Source organism: Paraburkholderia kirstenboschensis (assembly GCF_904848585.1).
GTDB lineage: Bacteria > Pseudomonadota > Gammaproteobacteria > Burkholderiales > Burkholderiaceae > Paraburkholderia > Paraburkholderia kirstenboschensis.
This window is the reverse complement of sequence record NZ_CAJHCR010000017.1, coordinates 24,130-42,241: the sequence shown is the minus strand read 5'-3', so window position 1 is coordinate 42,241 and position 18,112 is coordinate 24,130. Positions and strand designations below refer to the sequence as shown.

The 18,112-nt window shown below is 59.3% G+C and carries 20 protein-coding genes; 14 read left to right on the top strand and 6 right to left on the bottom strand.

What is annotated here, in order from left to right; all coding sequences use genetic code 11:
* Positions 1 to 271 precede the first annotated feature (271 nt).
* The 3 genes from JMY24_RS38575 to JMY24_RS30265 all read left to right on the top strand — a co-directional run bounded on the left by JMY24_RS38575 (position 272) and on the right by JMY24_RS30265 (position 2,120).
* Positions 272 to 415 carry a hypothetical protein gene (locus JMY24_RS38575; RefSeq protein ID WP_236597569.1) on the top strand — a complete coding sequence of 48 codons (144 nt, stop codon included), beginning with the start codon at positions 272 to 274 and terminating at the stop codon, positions 413 to 415.
* Between the two features lie 21 nt (positions 416 to 436).
* Entirely contained in the window at positions 437 to 1,225 is a 789-nt protein-coding gene (locus JMY24_RS30270; protein ID WP_128597373.1) for a phage Gp37/Gp68 family protein, read from the top strand.
* 223 nt (positions 1,226 to 1,448) lie between these two features.
* Positions 1,449 to 2,120 (top strand): Lar family restriction alleviation protein, encoded by a 672-nt coding sequence (locus JMY24_RS30265; protein WP_128597372.1) that lies wholly within the window; start codon positions 1,449 to 1,451, stop codon positions 2,118 to 2,120.
* A 235-nt stretch (positions 2,121 to 2,355) separates the two neighbouring features.
* Here the strand turns inward: JMY24_RS30265 and JMY24_RS30260 are convergent, their stop codons facing one another.
* Entirely contained in the window at positions 2,356 to 3,498 is a 1,143-nt protein-coding gene (locus tag JMY24_RS30260; protein ID WP_128597371.1) for an integrase domain-containing protein, read from the bottom strand.
* A 1,122-nt stretch (positions 3,499 to 4,620) separates the two neighbouring features.
* On the opposite strand from JMY24_RS30260, the gene JMY24_RS30255 reads away from it, so the two are divergent.
* From JMY24_RS30255 to JMY24_RS30235, 5 genes are all read left to right on the top strand, one after another.
* Positions 4,621 to 5,637 carry a PRTRC system protein D gene (locus tag JMY24_RS30255; protein ID WP_128597370.1) on the top strand — a complete coding sequence of 339 codons (1,017 nt, stop codon included), beginning with the start codon at positions 4,621 to 4,623 and terminating at the stop codon, positions 5,635 to 5,637.
* Between the two features lie 14 nt (positions 5,638 to 5,651).
* The gene (locus JMY24_RS30250) at positions 5,652 to 6,002 is read left to right on the top strand and encodes a hypothetical protein (RefSeq protein ID WP_128597369.1); all 351 of its coding nucleotides are present in this window, start codon (positions 5,652 to 5,654) and stop codon (positions 6,000 to 6,002) included.
* 112 nt (positions 6,003 to 6,114) lie between these two features.
* Complete coding sequence (locus JMY24_RS30245) at positions 6,115 to 6,267, top strand: hypothetical protein (RefSeq protein WP_164853760.1); 153 nt, start codon at positions 6,115 to 6,117, stop codon at positions 6,265 to 6,267.
* Complete coding sequence (locus JMY24_RS30240) at positions 6,268 to 6,528, top strand: hypothetical protein (RefSeq protein ID WP_128597368.1); 261 nt, start codon at positions 6,268 to 6,270, stop codon at positions 6,526 to 6,528.
* Positions 6,529 to 6,627: 99 nt separating this feature from the next.
* Positions 6,628 to 6,885, top strand: coding sequence for a hypothetical protein (locus JMY24_RS30235; protein WP_164853759.1), 258 nt, complete (start codon positions 6,628 to 6,630; stop codon positions 6,883 to 6,885).
* A gap of 36 nt (positions 6,886 to 6,921) precedes the next feature.
* On the opposite strand, the gene JMY24_RS30230 is transcribed toward JMY24_RS30235, so the two are convergent.
* The 4 genes from JMY24_RS30230 to JMY24_RS30215 all read right to left on the bottom strand — a co-directional run bounded on the left by JMY24_RS30230 (position 6,922) and on the right by JMY24_RS30215 (position 10,266).
* Positions 6,922 to 8,061: a primase-helicase zinc-binding domain-containing protein gene (locus JMY24_RS30230; protein ID WP_128597366.1), complete on the bottom strand. Its 1,140-nt coding sequence runs from the start codon at positions 8,059 to 8,061 to the stop codon at positions 6,922 to 6,924.
* 265 nt (positions 8,062 to 8,326) lie between these two features.
* Positions 8,327 to 9,157: a hypothetical protein gene (locus tag JMY24_RS30225; protein ID WP_128597365.1), complete on the bottom strand. Its 831-nt coding sequence runs from the start codon at positions 9,155 to 9,157 to the stop codon at positions 8,327 to 8,329.
* A 10-nt stretch (positions 9,158 to 9,167) separates the two neighbouring features.
* A complete protein-coding gene (locus JMY24_RS30220; protein WP_201703426.1) occupies positions 9,168 to 9,596 on the bottom strand; it encodes a hypothetical protein in 429 nt (142 codons plus the stop codon).
* A gap of 124 nt (positions 9,597 to 9,720) precedes the next feature.
* On the bottom strand, positions 9,721 to 10,266 hold the full coding sequence (locus JMY24_RS30215; RefSeq protein ID WP_236597568.1) for a hypothetical protein: 546 nt from the start codon (positions 10,264 to 10,266) through the stop codon (positions 9,721 to 9,723).
* Between the two features lie 286 nt (positions 10,267 to 10,552).
* On the opposite strand from JMY24_RS30215, the gene JMY24_RS30210 reads away from it, so the two are divergent.
* The 6 genes from JMY24_RS30210 (at position 10,553) to JMY24_RS30185 (ending at position 16,196) form a co-directional block, all read left to right on the top strand.
* Complete coding sequence (locus tag JMY24_RS30210) at positions 10,553 to 11,269, top strand: nuclease-related domain-containing protein (protein ID WP_236597567.1); 717 nt, start codon at positions 10,553 to 10,555, stop codon at positions 11,267 to 11,269.
* A 339-nt stretch (positions 11,270 to 11,608) separates the two neighbouring features.
* A complete protein-coding gene (locus JMY24_RS30205; RefSeq protein WP_128597364.1) occupies positions 11,609 to 11,914 on the top strand; it encodes a hypothetical protein in 306 nt (101 codons plus the stop codon).
* A 36-nt stretch (positions 11,915 to 11,950) separates the two neighbouring features.
* On the top strand, positions 11,951 to 13,204 hold the full coding sequence (locus JMY24_RS30200; protein ID WP_201703425.1) for a hypothetical protein: 1,254 nt from the start codon (positions 11,951 to 11,953) through the stop codon (positions 13,202 to 13,204).
* A gap of 38 nt (positions 13,205 to 13,242) precedes the next feature.
* On the top strand, positions 13,243 to 14,430 hold the full coding sequence (locus JMY24_RS30195) for a FlhC family transcriptional regulator (protein ID WP_128597362.1): 1,188 nt from the start codon (positions 13,243 to 13,245) through the stop codon (positions 14,428 to 14,430).
* Positions 14,431 to 14,617: 187 nt separating this feature from the next.
* On the top strand, positions 14,618 to 14,980 hold the full coding sequence (locus tag JMY24_RS30190) for a hypothetical protein (protein ID WP_128597360.1): 363 nt from the start codon (positions 14,618 to 14,620) through the stop codon (positions 14,978 to 14,980).
* 154 nt (positions 14,981 to 15,134) lie between these two features.
* Positions 15,135 to 16,196: a CAP domain-containing protein gene (locus JMY24_RS30185; RefSeq protein WP_328809287.1), complete on the top strand. Its 1,062-nt coding sequence runs from the start codon at positions 15,135 to 15,137 to the stop codon at positions 16,194 to 16,196.
* Positions 16,197 to 16,974: 778 nt separating this feature from the next.
* On the opposite strand, the gene JMY24_RS30180 is transcribed toward JMY24_RS30185, so the two are convergent.
* Positions 16,975 to 18,108 carry a hypothetical protein gene (locus JMY24_RS30180; RefSeq protein ID WP_201703424.1) on the bottom strand — a complete coding sequence of 378 codons (1,134 nt, stop codon included), beginning with the start codon at positions 18,106 to 18,108 and terminating at the stop codon, positions 16,975 to 16,977.
* Between the last annotated feature and the right edge of the window lie 4 nt (positions 18,109 to 18,112).

Below are 18,112 nucleotides of genomic sequence, written 5' to 3'. Positions count from 1 at the left end.
CGCGATCGCGCGTTCGCTGGACTGGGCGGGTCAGTATCCGGCGCTGAGTTACGCCGCGCACGATTCCCAGTCCCTCTCAAACGGCCGACAGGTGGTCGCGGCCGCGATCTCATCGACCGGCGTGCGTTGCGTCTTCTTCAGCGCCATCGGGTCTGTGCTTGACTTCACCGCTACGCGGGATGAGCTTGGACGTGCGAAGACGTGGTGGTATTTCGTACAGCGCTGATATTTCTGGATTGTTCCCGATCGCCAGACGCTCGACCGCCTCAACGTGACCGGCCTCGCGCTTGACCATCTGATCGTACCGGCGTGCGTCGGCGATCTCGAGCAGGGGGCGTATCGCACCTGGCTGGACGCTATCGAAGCGCGCGCCCGGCTGTGCGGATCGCTGGCCTCCAGCGCTGTCGACGTCTAAATCGCTGAAGGAGCCTTTGCTATGGGTGCGAGTACTGCAATCGAATGGACGGATATGACGTGGTCACCCTGGGAGGGCTGCCAGAAAGTCGGACCGGGCTGCGATCATTGCTACGCAGAGTCGATGAACCGATGGCTGCGTAGCGGCAGCAATTGGGGCCCCGGCGCACCGCGGCGGACCTACAGCGACGAGCACTGGAAAAAGCCCCTGCGCTGGAACGCCGACGCCGCGAAGACTGGCCGCCGCCGGAAGGTTTTCCCGAGCGTCTGTGACCCGTTTGATAACGCCGCTCCTGAGGGACAAAGGGAGCGCTTCGCGGAGCTCATCCGATGCACGCCGAATCTGGTGTGGCTACTGCTCACCAAGCGTATCGGCAACGCCGGGCCGATGCTGGCAGCCATGTTTCCGGATGGCACACCCGCGAACGTCTGGCTGGGCGCAACAATCATCAATCAGGCGGAGGCTGACCGGGACATTCCCCGACTGGTCGATGCACCTGCCAGCGTCCGCTTCCTTTCGATGGAACCATTGCTTGGCCCCGTCAATCTGTACGACTGGATCGGTCCATGGGGCGGTCCGACAGAGCTTCAAGCGCCGCCGATGATCGACGGTGTATTCGTTGGTGGAGAAAGTGGACGGGGAGCGCGCCCAATGCATCCGTCATGGGCGCGATCGCTGCGCGACCAGTGCTGCGACGCCGGGGTCGCGTTCCACTTCAAACAATGGGGCGAATGGGCGCCGGGAAATAGTTGCGCGGGCAACGATCTGATTGACCGGGACCGGCAAAAAGATCGCCAGCGGGTTTTTTGACTACAACGATGGGTGGAATCCGCTGGGTCCGAACGCCTTTCGTCAGACGATGGACAAAATCGGCAAGAAGGCTGCGGGGCGCCACCTTGACGGCCGTTTGCACGACGATTTCCCTGAAATGACGGGCGAGCACTGAGCAAGTTGCTTTCTAAATGTAAATTCGGCTTCTCCCGCGCCCGGTGTCCAACGATAATTCGAACCAAACACCGCGCGCAAACCCCAAATGTACGAACAGCTCTATCCCTGCGACCACTGCGGTGGGCGCGGCACCGTCGGCCAGTCACAACGCGTCGTTGCTGAAATCGGGCAATCCGGTTTCGATTACGGCCATTTTGGACGCCACGCCGGCCCTCCCGTAGTGGGCGACACCATTCGCCGCCCGCCATTTGCTCCACAGACCGAGCGGCTTGCGTGCATCTATTGCGCCGACTGCGGCATGTCTACACCCTGGTTTCCCTATGCCCAAGATGAGCGCGAAGCGTTGACGCTGGCTGCGCCGGTCTGGAACCGCCGTTTGACCCGACCCCAAATCACCGAAGGCGATCTGCGAGACCTCATCGAGAAAGAGATCGGGGCATGCGACGTGCAAATGGTGATTGATATGCTGGCGCGTAACGACGACGACTGGGAGACACGTGGCCCACTGTTTGCGATGCTCGCGCAACGACTCGTTGACGCTTCCATATCGACAATCGACAGCTGGCCGATCGAACCGGTTCTGCGCGATGCCGCCCGCTACCGGAAGTTGGTGCAGCTTGTAAAGTGGGTCGATATCGATGGAGAACGCTACATCCAGTTCCCCAAGGTCCCTACGCCGCCGGAACACTCGGATCTGATGTTCGAGGACCGGATCGCCCTCGCGATCGACGGCATGCCAGATCGCGATCGCTGGTAGACGTCTGCAAATACAAGCCTGCGCCGTAGCGCTGCGCTGGCTTGGGGCTGGCAGCCGTGGCTGAATGGGGGCAAAAAAAGCCGACTCAAACGAGTCGGCTTGCGAAAAAGTTCCGGCATATTTCCGAGGGCCGATGCCAGAACCTGAGAGATGCTTCATTGTGCGGTTCGGCTGCCCACCGCGACGAGGCATATGACCCACAATATCGCGCATCATTTCCGCGAAAGTCCGAATCCTAGCTTCCGCTGCCTGCACTTCCAAGAATCCGGTAGAGCGCTTGCCGTGAAATACCCAACGCCTTAGCCGCATGGCTCTTGTTTCCGCTAGCCGCCGTTAGAGCGCTTTGCGCGTCGTCTATAGTCGGAAGCTTCTTCTGCATCCGGTCCTGCGTGGCGAACGTAGAGAGGTACGCTCCTGACTTGTTCAGGCGGGAGTGCCCTGCCGCTTCGACAACCCGGCGCATCGCTTCTTCATGCAGTTTTGGGTCCGGGCGCGCGTCTGCGCGCTTGATCGGCGCCGGCACGCCCGTTGTGTCCTTGTACAGCATCTGTAAATACTCATGTCGAAGGCCGTGGCTCGTGATGCCCATCCCCCGCTTGGTGATACCGTGCTTCTCGAGCACGTAGTAGTACCAATCGCGCCATTGACCTAATGTCCGATCGGCAGGCACCGTCGAACCCGTCAGGCCGTTACTGAGGCCGGCGGCCTCTTCAAGTATTCCAATCTTCGTTTCGATGGGGACCTCGCGCGGTCTACCACCCTTGGTGCCACGCGTCACAGCCAATAATCTCGGGCTTCTCGCAGCCTCTGCCGGTCGGAGCATGAAACTCTCTTCGATGCGCAATCCGAAGGCAGCCTGCAACTTCAGCTGTACCGCCGTATGCGGACACGTCTGGGCAATCTCGTCGATCTTCGCCACCGCATCGACACCGTGTGCCGACCATGACTTGTCCTCAGTCGCCACGTAGCTACGCTTCAGGCCGAGAGCCTGCCGGTCCACATAGTCGTCGAGCGAGTCAATGAGATTCCTCTTGCCCATCCACTGAGCGAGTGCGCGGAGGTACGTCAGCTTGTTCTCGATCGTGCCGCCGCTTTGTCCAGCTGCCACCCACGACTTGACCAGAAACGTTACGTGTTTGTGCTTGAGAGACCATGGCGAGCGCAAAAAGAAACCTCCGTCCAGTAGCTCCCTGAAGGCCTTGCACAGTTTGGCCACGCGATATTCCTGCGTTTTGATCGACAACGCCCGGCCACTGACTCGCGTAGTGCTATGCACCCGCGCCACATTCTCGTCAAACAGATTGAGCATCGCATCCCGGAACTCGGGACCAAAACCATAGCTGTTGACGATTGCCCTTACGTTGAGAATTGCCGCCATCCGAAATCCCTTGCAACGCTGCCGCGCTGCCTCTCTTTGCCGTCATCCGGTCCGATGGTCGCAGCATCCCTACCTGACGCTGTCACCCGACCATCGGGTCCACCCTTCGTTGCTCGCCCTATGGCGGCTGCGCCGTATCCCCGTCGCGTGGGTCCTGCCTTCCGATCCTTTAGCGATTCCATCCGATCGACCAGAAGGGTGGGAAGAACACCCTTCCGACCGTCCAACCTGCTGCCTGTCGGAGTGAAAGGCGCTTCGCGCAATTCATCTCCGACGTTTCGCGCTTTGCCTCCCGGCAGTCGCGGTGTGCGGATTACTCCGCGGATGCAGCTTCGTGGCTACCCTGCCAGCACTACCGTTTTTCGGTTTCGTGCTCCTGCCGGGCCAATCCCGTTACGCGTTCTTGTACGGCCGCGGTACGCCGTGTCCTCTTCCGTCAGGGAATCGCAGTTCTCCGGTCTTTCCGGTCCGCAAGACTTCCCCCGCCCCCAAGTCGCTCATCTCCGCCGCGTTGTATCGGGCTTCGTGAGTCGCACCCAGCCGAAGCTGTAAGGGCGTGTTCAGACGCTGTCGAGACGTGGAAAGTGTCCGGTGTCCGGCATCTCCACATGTCCTCAACGCGTCACAACGCGGCAAACCGCCGCCAATCGTATGGATATCGCAGTGTCCGGGTGTCCTCAACGTGGATCACCATGGACTTGATTTGCTTCAGAAAAAGGCTGCATCACTGTGCGGCCCGGTCATTGGGGTACTTCTGGCCCGTTGCGGGCGTGGGGTACAGACGTGCGTGTGCCTTGCACTCGCATTTCGATGCGTCAGGGACGCGGTAGGTACGCCAAGAATAAGGCCGCTTGCGCAAGCGTCGCACGTCGAAAGATGGTCAGAACCGGTCGGCTTTCGTTAGCTTGACTTCCCTACGCGCTAGCTAGACTGAAACCAGGCAGAACTGACAGAAAAGTGTCAGTTCTCTCCGACAGATCCGACGCGACACCCCAACTGACAGTTTTCTGTCTGATATCTGATAGTTCGTCGGCCCCGCGCGACCGAAGCAGGTCGAACTGATAGTTTTCTATCAGTTTTCTGTCACTTCGGACCGCGGATCACTTAACGCATGGAGTCATCTTGAAAACCTCAGTCTTCGCTATCGACGTCGGCTACGGCAACACCAAATACGCTCATCGTGCTGCGAGCGGCACCGTCGCAACGGGCATGTTTCCCTCGCTCGCACCGCTCGCCGCCAGCCATGCTCTTTCCGGCTACGGCGATAGCGTGCTCGCCGCGCGCAAGGTCGCGACGATCGTCATCGACCAGGTTGAGTACGAAGTTGGCCCTGACGTGTCGCTCACGGCCGCGTACGGCAACACGGGCCGCGCGCTGTCCAATGATTTCGTGCTGTCCGACAACTACGCAGCCCTGCTGTTCGGCGCAATCCATTTCGCAGGCATGAGCCACATCGAACGCCTTGTGCTCGGCTTGCCCGTTCATAACATGAAGAAATATTCGGGGGCGCTGCGTGATCGCTTTACCGGCACATTCGATTACGGTCCGGGTCGCATCACGATTGACAGGGTTGTGGTGATACCCCAGCCCCTCGGCTCGCTCGTCGCAGCGTCGGCTAACCGCCAGAGCGAATTCGGCCGCGACAGCGCGCACCTTGTGATCGACGTCGGCTACTTCACGACCGACTGGGTCTATGCCAACGGTTTCACCATGGACGACAAACGCAGCGACGGCATTCCGGGCGGCGCATCGCAAATTTATCAACGCATTGCATCGCTTATCTCACGCGACCAGGACGATCAGGTCGAAGATATTGAACTGATCGACAAAGCATTGCGCGAGCGCAAGCCGTTCTTCTTCTACGGTAACGATATCGACCTCGATCCCTATCTCGAGCAGTCGCAGCCGGTCATTGCTGGCGTTGTCAAGGAAATGCAGAACAACGTCGGCCAGCTTACCAACGTGCGCTCGATCATCCTGTCGGGCGGCGGCGGCGCCCTGTATGCGCCTGCAATCCTCAGGGCCTTCCCACGTGTGAAGCTCGAAGTTATCGACTCGCCTTGCACGGCCAATGCGAAAGGCTTCCTGATCGTTGGCGAGGCTGGCCTGACCCGCGAGCGCGCGACCGCGAAAGCATGAGCGACAAGTTTGACATGAAGCTGGTCATTGACCCGGTGACCACCCCTCTCCTGCACGCGAGACTCAGTCAGGCCGGCTCCGCACGGATACGCGCGGCACTCCTCAGATCTCTCGCCGAAGCAGCGCTTCGAGGGAGCGTCGTGGCGTCCGCGCCGCCGTATCAGATCGATGCCCGCGATATCGAGCCAGCCGGAAGCGAGCGCTCTAACGTTCAGCCGACGGTGCGCGGTCAACCTGCGCCGGCGATCCGCGTTGATCAGAGGTCAGCGACCGACGCCACGCAGAGTCTTCTGGTCAACGAGAAAAGTGAGGCTTCCGCGCACGATGTCGACCAGATCGCTGATGCTTTTGGCGGCTTTTTCTGAGTGCCCGAAGCGCGGCTTGACTTCCCTACAGAGATGCGAAGATGGGTCATGGCTTCGGTGTTCACCGCGCGGGGCGCGGTGCATCGGAATCATCAACTGCCAAGGTGGATATATGCTTGAACTGATCGAAATCGTGCGTCACGGCCTGCCGCTATCTGAACTCCGCACCTGGCTCTTTTTTGCGGCGCTCGCCGCATCCGGTATGGCAGGCTGGTACAGCCTCAACGTCATCGAAGATTTTAAGAACAAGAAGGCGGAGGAGTAAATGAACGCTGTTGACCGACTGACATCGTATTACTCGAAATTCATGGCGCTGCCCTTCTTTACGCGCCGAGCGATCATCTTTGTGGCGTCGCTTGCGCTGTGGTGGTTCGCTGCGATGCTCGCGAGCATGCATGTGAATAACGACCTATGCGTTGTTCTGCTTCTCACAGGCGCGGCCGGTGCGCTGTGGTCCAGCGGACTGTGGCGTATGTGGAAAGTGTTCGCGATCATTGTGGCGGTCTGCCTGGCGATCATGCGATGACCAAGGCGCGCACAAAAAAAAACGGCACCCCAAGAATCCGGGGTGCCGTTTTTCATTACGAGGTCAATGCGACCGAGGGGCCGCGGTAACGAGGAGACGATGCGCGCAAAAATCCCAGGCATCAACAAAAGACTGATCGCGACATGCATACGCGGTATTGCCGGGAGCCGTGCGGTCAATCACGTCGAAGGCGACGGCCTCAGACTTTCCCACCCGCTGACGCCCACCTTCTACGCCGTTGGTTGCGACGATTGCAAAACCACCTACGAGAACCTGGAAGGAAGCCATTTTCTACTCCGAATGAAATTGGCCCGCGCGAGATTCCCCGATGGGGATAATCCCCATCGGGCAAGTTGAACAAGTGCGGTTGTAGCCGCGTTAAATAGAAGCCGCCTAAGCCGCGGCCACCAGCTCTGATCGAACGGCAGGCATACGCGGCGCCGCCACAGCATCCACACGATTCGCTGAACGTGCGCACCACTGATCCGCAAAGTCTGTCCCCCGGACGCGGGGACGATGGACTAGCACCGTGAAGCCTTCTGCCCGCAGGCGCTTGGCCAGCTCGAGCCCGCCTGCCACGCCCACCGACTCTCCGGTCTTCGGATTGATCTCGTCGAAGTCAACGAAGATGTGCACGACCCGAATGCCCAGCCCTTCCGGTACGACGAACTGGCGCAGCAGCCCGATATTCAGGCAATACCACATCGGGACGCCGGATTCCATGTATGCCCCGTACGCCGATTCAAGACCCTCTGCCACGCCGATTTCACCATTCACCGGTTCCATCAGCCGCACCGCACCGCCCCGGAGGGGGCTGAGTGTCATGTCATTGAGCTTCGGGTCAAGAATCTCGCCGTCATCCGAAACGATCTTTGCCTTTGAGGGCGCCGATCGTTCCAGATAGGTGCGATGCAAGGTTCCAAGCCGGCCATCCGGCAGTTCAAACCGCGCGAGGATGCCGGGCCAGCTGCCAATCACTTTCCTGTCGTGCCAGTACTCCAGCATGCCAAGCCGCAGCGCTTTCGACGGTGCAACGCCAAGCCCAGGCACCCGGGCGCCGAGGTATCGCATTGCGAGATCGCCGGTCGACACGGGCTTTGCTGCATCCCACATCGACGTAAGTCTCTTCGCAATAAACTTCGCGTCAGGCTTACGCTTCGGCTTCGGCGCGTTGGCTACATCAGCACGACGCGTCGGCCGCGGCACGTTGCCGCCGTCCAGTTCGCGCATCAGTCGATACAGCCCTATCTTGTTAAGACGCGTGATCAACTGCAGGCCGTCACCAGCTGCGGGCTTGCCGCTGTTGCATTGACGGCAGACCCAATCCCCCCGCCCACGCTTGTTATCGTAGGTAAAGCGATCGGTCCCTCCGCACATCGGGCAGGCGCATGCATTGCCGGTAAGACGGTCTGCAGGCACCCCGTAGCTCACCAGAAGCGAAATCCATTGCTCCGGGGAACGCGAGAACCCGGCCAGCGCGCGCTGAAGCCACGCGTATTGATCTGGCGTCAGCTCTTTTGCTCGTACAGTCATGAAGCACTCTCCTTGAAGTGAGTGGGTTTGGTCGGTGCCTGAGACAGGCGTGAAAACGCGTGCTCAAAAAAGCGGTCCGCGAGAGCCGACGGCTTTTTTCAGCAAACGTGATGTTGGATCAGGGAGAATCGGCGCCAGCGCTAAACGAAAGGCCATCGCTCGACACACCCTAGGGTGTGCCGGCGAAGGTGAGGTAATACGGGAAGAAGGAAAACTAGCGGTGAGCCTTTCCGGGAGGAGGCCGCATCCTTGACGACGCCGCCATCTATTTGGATATGGCCCAGAGCCACTTGTCCCACATGACTGGCTTGCCATCCTTCAGGATCGGAGTTCCGTCCGTCCGGATTGCAGGAACCTTGACCTTTCCTGTACGCCGTACAGAAACGACATCGCCCACGACACAGCGGCAGTCCGCGATCGCTTCTTTCAGGCCTTCGCCCTGCAGGGTTCGGTCACCGTCACTGGTATTGATATGCATCGCAAAGGACTTATAGAAGCGCCCCGGTTTCTTGCGATCGGGAAAGCTTTCTTCGCCCCACGAGGCTATACGGCCAACCACGTTCGACGCGTCGGCATTGTGGGCACGTCGCGGCCGCGAAGACGCGGTTGATTCGGGCTCAGACGCTTCGTCGGAACCACCAGGCGATTCACGGGCGCCGCTGTCGACCTCTTTTCCACGAGGCACATTGACAGGCGCAGGCTTGCCGTCCTGACGGATGGCGGCGGCGACCGCTTCCTTGAGCGGACAACGATGAACGGAGCGCTGCGACCAGTGCGGAATCAGATCCGGGAGGATCTTTACACCGAATTCCGTTTCTTCGGCGTGGTCGTCAAACGCTGGACTGAACTGGACAACGTGATCGCCTTCATCAACGAACAGATGAGGGATATCGCCGATTGTCACGACGGTTTCGTTCGACGCCCCTTGTCCAACAACGGTAGTGGTGACCGAACGCGCATCGGTATACGCGCGGTCTGCGGTAGACGCCGCAGGAGCAGCTTGCGGCGCAGAGGGTCCCGCGGACGGTTGACCTGATGGTTTGCCGGGGAAGACGTCCGCCATGACGCGGGCGAAGAGTGTTGCTGCTTTCGGCATGATTGCCCTCCTACAGCAGCGTGCCGAAGCACACGCGTTGAAGTTCGCGAACATCGTGCGCCAGAAGTGGCGTGCTCAGTATCGCGTCCTGCAGGATCTCCGGATCGACTCCGTTGACCTTGCAAACGTATACATATGGCAGTGCGCCGTCCCAGTAACCCATGATCCAGCCAAGGGTCGCACGGTAGTCTTCAACGTCGATCTTCCGGTTGCGTAGCCGCTCGGACAAAAGGTCCGCGCAGTCCATCAGGGACTCAGGCATGCTGTCACCGCGGCGGCTGTCGCTCGCGAGCGAGATCAACGCGTCGACCATTTTTGTGCGCACCGATTCGCTCCAGAGATGAGGATCGGGCAACGGGTCGGGCTTGGGGGATGTGATGATAACCGGCGAAGATTCGCCGAACATGTCCAGCTGCCAGGCAGCCACATGCGTTTCCATGGGATTGCTCCGGTGGTGCCGGGAAATCGCATGGCCCGTGTCCGGGAATGGATTCCCGGCAGGGTTAAGGTGCCGTCACCGAGGGCAGAAGCCCGGGTGACGGTAGGTGGTAGCAGCAGCCCGATTAACGGGTGCCGGTCTTGAACGGAAGAACGACGGCTGACTTCGCGTATTGCTTTGTCGCTGCCGGTTGCACACTGCTGTCGTTGGCGGCAGGGGTTACAGCGGCTTTCACCTCAGCTTTCGCTTCTGCCTCGGCGCGCGCAGCGAGCTTTTCTTTCTCGATGCGAGCAGCCTCAGCATCCGCTTCAGCCGCGAGGATTGCCTTGCCCTTCTTCGTCATTTCCTTGACTACCCAGTGGATAGCCAGCAAAACGAGAAAGCCCAAAACAACAAATGAGATGGTTGCGAAATAGGCGATGAAACAGAGGGCCAGCACTTTGGCTGGCGACTTGATTGCGTCTTTGAAGAACACGATTAGCATTTTTCTCTCCAGAAAAATTTCAACAGGGAATGTCCGGACCCTTGTCCGGTGGTTTCGATGCTCGATGAGCAAGGAAACACGGCGCGAAGCGCTTTCGTCTGCGCCCGCACAAGGCGCGCACGAAAGCACTGGCATTAGAAGAAATACAGAGTGGGAAACGAGGTCGCGCGCGGTCAGTTGCGGCATGTCGATGCGTCCGGAGACGCAATGGGATAGAGCAAGCTTAGCGCGCGGGACGCGACCCGACGCGAGAAATGCTCGCCAATCTCATGCAGCTTTGGAATCCGATGCTGCATGCCCTGGATTCTGGTTCACGGAGCCGGCTCAGGGTCCTTACCCGAAATGCTCGACAAACCATCTAGCTTTCTTGGATTTCACGAAGCTTGAATAACGCTTGGCTTATCCGGCGCGAAAACTTGACTTCGTAATAGGCCTGGCAGACTGAATCTCGTAAAGCCAAACGGGAGCGCACATGTCTATCTGGTTTCTTCTCTTCGCCGCTGCGGCGGCCATCTATGCCGCTAAACGTCAGAAAATGCGTTCCGTCGCCAGCGCTCATGCTGGCACGTTGCCTGCCACACGAAGTGAGCAGCGCGGTGATGAGGGCGAGGCCATCGTCCATAGCGAACTTCTGACTGCACTGCGTTGGCTATGTGGCGAAGACTTCTATCTTCATCCGGGCGCATTACTGCTCAACCATGCGCCGGGCACAGATTTCCCGACAGCCGAAGTCGATCACCTTGCCGTAACGCCGTTTGGCATTTTCGTCGTCGAGACTAAAAGCTGGACGGGTCGTATCGAACCTGGGCCGACAAGCCAGAGTGTCGTCCGCATTGGTATAGACGGCCACCGGGAAATGCGCCGCTCTCCCCTGCAGCAGAACCGCTCCAAAGTAGCTTTCCTACGGGCGATCCTCCCGGCCAACTGGCCGGTGGAAGGAATCGCCGCTTTTTCGCATCAGCAGACCGATCTGTCGGCAGCACTTCCGCTCAACCTGATGCGCGCCAGCGACCTGCGCCAATGGCTGCGCGGCCGCAAGTCGTGGCACGCGTCAAGAGGCGGCATGCCGATAAACGTGCGGCATGCAAAGCGGGCAATCCTCGCGGTGTCGGAAACGGCGGCAGACGCGATCGACCGGCACCGATCGAAACCGAGGGAAAACCCTAAAAAAATTACCGACTTTGCCTAAAGGTTCGGCAGCGATTGCCGATTAAGTTAGCACTTAAACGTTTGCTTCTTCGGCGGCTTCCCACCTTTCGCGAGGCAAAAGCTGTATGAAACTGCGCGTCTTTCGGGCGGAACGGCGGAGAAACGGCGCGTAATCTGAGATGTCTCTCCCCGTGGAAGAGTCGACAGCTCACAAAACCAGGCGTCTGACCAAGCGTCTGGCCAAATCACCACGACTAGCTGGAGTTTGTGAATGACTAAAAATCAGAAGAAGTCGCCTGCGTCAAACGAAGACGTCAGCGAACGGAACCGAATCGGTGCAGGCGCGGCGTCCCCGCGCTCAACGCCGTGCGAAGGTCGGATGGCGGGCGTCGAGCCAGAGGCTCGCGGGCATCTATCGGAGCATCTGCGCATCGGTGAGAGCCTTGCGAAGATCATGGAAAAGGCGATTGCTGTGTATACCCGGGAAAACGGTGACACGCCGGAGAACCGTAAGCTCGCTGCAGACGCCGCCTATTTGTCTCTCGCCAAGGAAATCGGTCGAAGTCCAGCCACATTGCGGCTTTACATCCGCTGTTACCGACGTTTCAGCGATCTCGGGACGACCCATACGCTCACATTGAAAGAAATGCTGACGCGTACTGGTTCGAATCCGGCCGCGATCTGAAACTCGCGAAGACCAACCGATAGATACGAGAACAATATGAGCAAGCGAAACACCACTCCGCCTGAAGCGGCAGACGACGATTTTGACCCGACCCGGCCTGAAGGCAACGACAGCAATCGGGACGATAAGGCGATTGAGCGCGACCTCCCCCTGGCCTTCGCGCACGTGCCGTCGAACCAGGAAATTGGACTGAAGGTAGCCGAGTTTTTCGGCGGCGACGAGATCCCGGAGGCATTGCGCGCCTCAATCGCGGAGGAGGCCGAGGAAGTCGCTCACTCCACCCGGAAGATCCTTCTGGAACACATGCGCATTGGTGGCTCGTTCTATCACATTCGCACGCGCATTGAAGGGCACTTTGTCAGTACATTCGGCGACACGACGCCAGTCCGCCGCCGCGCAGCCGAGCTGGTGTACAACTTCATCGAAGGGACATTTCACAAGAAGCGGGATTCGGTTCGACTCTACATCCGCTGCTACGAGCGCTTCAGCACGAACAGCGGCGCCGTGGAAATGCTGTCCATCAGCGATATGCAGCTGCTGGTGAACAAGAGCGATGAAGTCGTGGAAATGGTGCTGGACGCCAAGCGGGAGAAGCCGGACCTGAGCAAGCGCGACATCAAAAAAATCATCGACGAGTATGAAGACCGTCTCGCTGAGAAGGAAAGTGCGCTTTCCACAGTGATGAGTCAGCTCCATGAGACCTACGGCCAACTCTCAGATGCGACGAGCGACAACGAGCGGCTCGCCGCGGAAGCCGATCGTCTGAATCGCGAAGTCAAGGACGACCGGGAAAAGCTAAAGAAGACGCTGGTCGACCTGGCCGAGGCGGAACGCGCTACCAGCGGTTTGCAGAACACCATTGCGAACCTCGAACGGGAACGTGATGCGATGCATCGTGAACTCAAGGAGGCCCACGAGAAGGTTACGATCAAGGAAGTCGAAGTTGAGGTCACGCCCGAACACCTGCGTAATCTGGAAGCGGCCGCGCAAAGCCGGCTCAATGAGCTCAGCAGGCTTAACGCTGAATGCGACGATGCGAAAAAGCGTCTCGAGGAACTGACCGCCCTGAGGACCAGGCAGGAAGCAGAACTCGAGCAGAAGGTAGCCGTCGAAAAGCGTGTGGCCGGGCTTGTCGAGCACTTTGGATCGTTCATCCAGGAATTTCATAGCGTGCAGCTTCTGGTTACAGCGGATGGCACGCTCAGCCGGTTCAAGGGCCTGTTGACGGGTCTGGCCGACCTCACGGGCAAGTTCCATGGAGAGTTGCAAGCCGCAGTACGGGCAGCCTGACGCCACAAACAAGTTGTTGAGAGATAAGGAAAGAAGCAGTGAACAATAAAGATAGTTATCGGGCGATCGACCGGTTGTACGTGCCGGAGTGGCTCACGGATCAGATTCAGGTGGCAAACTTCAATCTTGTCGACCACATGAAGTGGCTCCTCAAGCAGGACGGCCGCTTCAACGAAGTTTTCAACGTCGAGCGCAAGGAGATCGAGCAGCTCCAGCTCAATCAGTCCTCGCTTCGCAATCTCCTTCGCGCCCCGTTCCTGATGGTCGAGCCGACCTTGCAGACCGTCGAGGACTGGCGGTGCTTCGTCGACAATACGGCGACGACCGTGGCCGTCGACGTGCTTCGCCGCAAGACCCCCCCGCTCGACTCGCTGACAGCCTATGCAGTGAATCAGCAGAACTCGGTCTTTGTCTCGCTCGTTACCCAGGTGCTCAACATGAGCGTCATGAGCGCGCCGCTACTCGGCACCTCGACTGACGTCGCGAAGTATTTGCTGTCAGTTCCCACGCACAAGCTTAGCGTTGCGCTTGGCCGGATGAAGGAACTCCCGCTATTTCGCTGGCGGTTCAACAGCCCAACGTTCTGGTGGGAATTTCGCGGCAGCACCCTGACCGATGAAATGATCGCTCACCAGATCATGCTTACCTCGCCATCGCGTATCGGCGACCTACCTTACACCGCCCAATGGGGCGAATTGCGACTGGGCCGGCTGAAGAATGAGGCATTTGCGAGTGCCATGATGTTTTATGGTTTGCGCGCGTCCACCGCAACCAATCTGTTCGGTCTGAACCAGCATCAGATGAGAACGCGGTATCAGGAGATCCACGGAAAAAGTTCGCCGATGGGCAACACGGCGACCTCGCTGACGTGGTTTGTAGAGACCCACGTCCATCGGCTTCATGCAACCGTCTATACCTGGCTCTATCGCTCGGCTACAGCGATGGGTGCCAATCCTGCGGAGGCGCTATTAGCGACTAACGACGTGTATGACAGGCTCTTCGGCGGCAACCGGCTCATCAATCCTGACCGGGGATGGAACCTGATCCGGTCGATGGCTGCGGACGCCCGTCTGACCGTCGCTCCATGCCGGACGTGCAGCACACACTACGTTGTGTCGAACAACGACGCGAAGATTGAAATGCACAGCCGGTTCACCTGCCCGGCCTGCAACCAGCAACTCGGAGCAAGGAAGCGCGCGGCGCGGAGGTCGAGCAGTGAGAGCTGATCCGGAACGACCCCTTCCGGAACTGCCCGCTGGACTCGTGATCTTCGACCGTGACGGTCGTGCCCAGTTTGGCTGGCAAAACCCGGAAACAGGTGCGTACTACGCAGAGGCGGACGGAAGCATCATTGCTGACGCGGTTGGCGCGGTGGCCTGGCATGCCGGCCGCATGCATTAGCGAGGCGCTCGGATGGAAGACTTTGCATATCTGGCCAAGGAGAGCAACGCAGCGTGGCTCGATGGTCGCGGCGATGGTCGCTTTGAGCAATACGAGAAGTTCTATCAGAGCGAACGTGAAGCGGATGCGGCAGGCTTCGATCTGGAGAGGGTCAACGAGGGTTACGGCAATTTTGCAGGCGACAAGCCATCATCGCTCCTCTCGCTCCTCAGTGCGCCATGGGTCGGGCGTGTTGCCATTTCGCTTTTCGCTCTCTACATGGGCACGCGAATCGTTCCTCAACTGGCAAAGATCGGGCCTGCCGTAACCGGCATCGTCCTAGTCGTTGCCTTCGTCGGTTTGCGCGTTTTCCACCGGCGCCGCAAGCGTCGCTGAAAGCCAGCGACCGGGCGGGGTTTTTATCGCTTAGGCGCGTAGGGCTAAACCCCGGCCGGAATTTTCCGTTAACCCATAGAATGACGGCCGAAATTCGACATTGGAACTGACGCGGGCCGCAGTGGGTTCGCAACCAGCGGCAACTTGACTTTCGTTGCCGCTCTATAAGATGAAATCAAGGTCGCGCAAGGGCACGGCCACATCAAAATCGAGGACCAGAACAATGAAACACAAGAATATTTCAGCGTTGACCGCTGTTTCGTTCGCTGCTGCGGTGGCTCTGTCAGCATGTGGCGGCGGGGGTGGCGGAGGCAATAGCTCAGGAGCGGCGGCGCCGGCGAGCGGTGCCAGCAATCCCACGACGTCGACGCCGACTAATTTGACATCGCCGCAATATGCAGCGACGAGCGCGCAATTGGCTGCGTTCAATCTGCTTAACCAGCAACGCCAGCAATGCGGCTTTCCGGCACTTCAGGAAAACGACGCGCTCGACAAGGCCGCGCAAGCGCATGCTCAATACTCTGCGACGAACAACGTGGTCTCGGACAATGAGGTCGCCAGCAATGCCGGCTTTACCGGCGTCACCTATGCCGACCGGGCGGTGCATTTCGGTTATCCCCAAGACGTCTATTCGGGCGGAGTGACCGGCGGCTTCTATACCAACGCGAAGTGGACTGAGCAGCAGTATGGCGAACAGGTCATCTGGGGATACCTAGCTGGCGTTTATCACATTGCAATTGCGGCGTGGCCCGTAACGGGCGTCGGTATCGGTCACGTCGAGACGGCATTTAACGGCTTTCCGCAGGTTTGGTCGTCGTTGTCAATTGGCGATCTGAAGCCAATGACCGCAAACGCGCCATTGACCTTCCCTTGTCAGGGTACTTCGGGAGTGGCTTACAAGACTGGCGCCGAGACGCCAACGCCTCCCAACGTATCGGGCACGTGGGGCACTCCGATCGCAGTCACCGGCAATCCGAGCGACACAGTCATACTGACGTCCGGCACTCTGACGGACACAGCGGGTAACGTGGTGACCTTGCAACTGCTGTATTCGTCGAACGATCCCAACAAGCTGTTGCCGGCGTTTGAAGGTGTCGCTTATTCAGCGACGCCGCTGAGCCCTAACATGCCATACACCGCCGCTATCAGCGGGACGATAAATGGCAAGGCGTTCTCGCGCACCTTTACATTTACAACGGGAAACATCGTCGCCTGAACCACGTCGTTTGGTTCAAAAAAAAGCGCCCCGCCGGGCGCTTTTTTTTCAGTTCACAGTCGAATCAGCCGCCGTCAGAGCTTAAGTCCTCTAAGTAGTCGTAGCCGGTAAGATTGGCAGTGCCACTTTGAAACCAGCACACACCGATGCCGTTGCCACCGGTGGCACCGCCTGCGGACGGGTTACCGAGGTCACGAACATAGTAAAAATCCCCCGGACCTTGGCCGCCTCGCATGCTGCCTCCCATGCCAGCGAACATTTCAGGCGGATATACCTGGCCTCCTCCGAGTGTGTATGGCCCCTGCAAAGCCCCCCAGACGCCGCGATACGTGCCATTCGTCCCATTAAACCCGGCCCGCGCCATCTCCGCTGCAATTGCGCTTTCGCAGATCGACGCTAGGTTACCTGGAGGTTGTGTCGGCGGCGGCGGGGGCGCTTTCGGCTGGCAAATCAGCCCTGTCCAACTTGAGCCGTTCCAAGTGGGACTTACCAACTGATCGGTGCCCGCAGGGCAGCCGGGCGGCGCTTGATAGTTGCATTGTGGCGCGGAGTACTGAGACCCGATCCATTGCGCCGGCGCGGCCGTCGTCCATCCGGGCTGATTAGGACACGGTGGCGGCGTCTGCCATGCCGTCGTCAGATGCCCGACGCACGTGGAGTCCTGGTTGCTCACGGAGCACCGAACGGGCCCTGCCATTGTTGCGCTGCTAGCCGTCACCATCCCCGTAAGCACGGCTATCCGCATAAAAATCCTGGCGAAGCTCATTTCTCATCCTCTTCAATATGTACAGAAGCTCGTCGCGACAGCAGTTCCGGATATGACGTTTCCGCTGCCATCCGTGATATAGACCGTCCATGGCCCGCTTCCGACCGTTGGGTAGTTGATGACCGCAGTCGGGTCCGTGTACATGCTCTGGCCCGACACCACCAGTAGCGGTGTGCCGCCCGCGGGACAGTTCGGATTCGGCACGAACGTGCCGCCGCCGCTCGGTATGTTTGTGTAGCCGTACCAGAGCTTGGGACCCCCCATCGGCATCCACTGCAGAACACCTGACACGCTCTGACACGACAGCATCAGGCCGGAGTTGTCGCTCGCGCCCGTTATTTGGCTGATCTTCGGGCACGCTACTCGCGGCCAGCCGATGTTGCCCGTCGAGACGGTTGTGCCAGCGGAAACCGCGCCGCTTGCAGCCACTGCGCCAGTTGCCCCGATGTTCGCCGCGCTGACCGTACCTTCGGCATCGAGGTTATGCACGTTATGAAGGCTGACGTGATTGACGTTCTGGTCACCGGTCCACGTCAGCGCGCCATCTCGCCGGATGTAGACCGAGTTTCCATCCGACGTCGGGCCGTTCGTAGCGAGGACCACAGCAGCCGGATTGCCCGACAGTGGGTTGGTCGCATTCCACGCACCGTTGATGCCCGTAACGGTTCCGGAGTTCTGTGTCTTCGAGAAGCCAAACGCATTACCGCCAGCCTGCGCGATTATCGAAGCGCCGATCACGTCCGGATTGCCGCCACGCGTCACCGGCTTTGACGGGTACAGCACGTAGGTGACATGGCAGTCCCCCGCGCTCACCGAACACGTCGATGGTCCGACGCTCATGCTGATGACGTACGCCCCGCCCCAGAACGGACCATTCGCGTGCGGTTGCCGCAGGTTGCCCTGCGTGAACAGATCGTTGAGCGTGGGCAGATCCGTTGCAGGCACCACAGCAACCGGCCCGTTCTGGGTAAGCGTCGCGTAGCTTTTGGTTACCCAGTTACCGAGCGCCGCATTGATGACCGCCTCGTTCTGCCCTTCGGCCGTCAGCACCTGGTTGCGCCGCTTCGCTGCATCCTCCTTGATCCCGACAACCGTCATCAATGCCGCAGCGACCAGCACAACCATCATCTCAACGATGCTGAACATACCC

Coding starts and splice junctions, on each gene's coding strand:
- JMY24_RS30270 (WP_128597373.1), top strand. CDS start 437: ATGGGTGCGAGTACTGCAATCGAATGGACGGATATGACGTGGTCACCC.
- JMY24_RS30265 (WP_128597372.1), top strand. CDS start 1,449: ATGTACGAACAGCTCTATCCCTGCGACCACTGCGGTGGGCGCGGCACC.
- JMY24_RS30260 (WP_128597371.1), bottom strand. CDS start 3,498: ATGGCGGCAATTCTCAACGTAAGGGCAATCGTCAACAGCTATGGTTTT.
- JMY24_RS30250 (WP_128597369.1), top strand. CDS start 5,652: ATGAAGCTGGTCATTGACCCGGTGACCACCCCTCTCCTGCACGCGAGA.
- JMY24_RS30245 (WP_164853760.1), top strand. CDS start 6,115: ATGCTTGAACTGATCGAAATCGTGCGTCACGGCCTGCCGCTATCTGAA.
- JMY24_RS30240 (WP_128597368.1), top strand. CDS start 6,268: ATGAACGCTGTTGACCGACTGACATCGTATTACTCGAAATTCATGGCG.
- JMY24_RS30235 (WP_164853759.1), top strand. CDS start 6,628: ATGCGCGCAAAAATCCCAGGCATCAACAAAAGACTGATCGCGACATGC.
- JMY24_RS30230 (WP_128597366.1), bottom strand. CDS start 8,061: ATGACTGTACGAGCAAAAGAGCTGACGCCAGATCAATACGCGTGGCTT.
- JMY24_RS30225 (WP_128597365.1), bottom strand. CDS start 9,157: ATGCCGAAAGCAGCAACACTCTTCGCCCGCGTCATGGCGGACGTCTTC.
- JMY24_RS30220 (WP_201703426.1), bottom strand. CDS start 9,596: ATGGAAACGCATGTGGCTGCCTGGCAGCTGGACATGTTCGGCGAATCT.
- JMY24_RS30215 (WP_236597568.1), bottom strand. CDS start 10,266: ATGCCGCAACTGACCGCGCGCGACCTCGTTTCCCACTCTGTATTTCTT.
- JMY24_RS30210 (WP_236597567.1), top strand. CDS start 10,553: ATGTCTATCTGGTTTCTTCTCTTCGCCGCTGCGGCGGCCATCTATGCC.
- JMY24_RS30205 (WP_128597364.1), top strand. CDS start 11,609: ATGGCGGGCGTCGAGCCAGAGGCTCGCGGGCATCTATCGGAGCATCTG.
- JMY24_RS30200 (WP_201703425.1), top strand. CDS start 11,951: ATGAGCAAGCGAAACACCACTCCGCCTGAAGCGGCAGACGACGATTTT.
- JMY24_RS30190 (WP_128597360.1), top strand. CDS start 14,618: ATGGAAGACTTTGCATATCTGGCCAAGGAGAGCAACGCAGCGTGGCTC.
- JMY24_RS30180 (WP_201703424.1), bottom strand. CDS start 18,108: ATGTTCAGCATCGTTGAGATGATGGTTGTGCTGGTCGCTGCGGCATTG.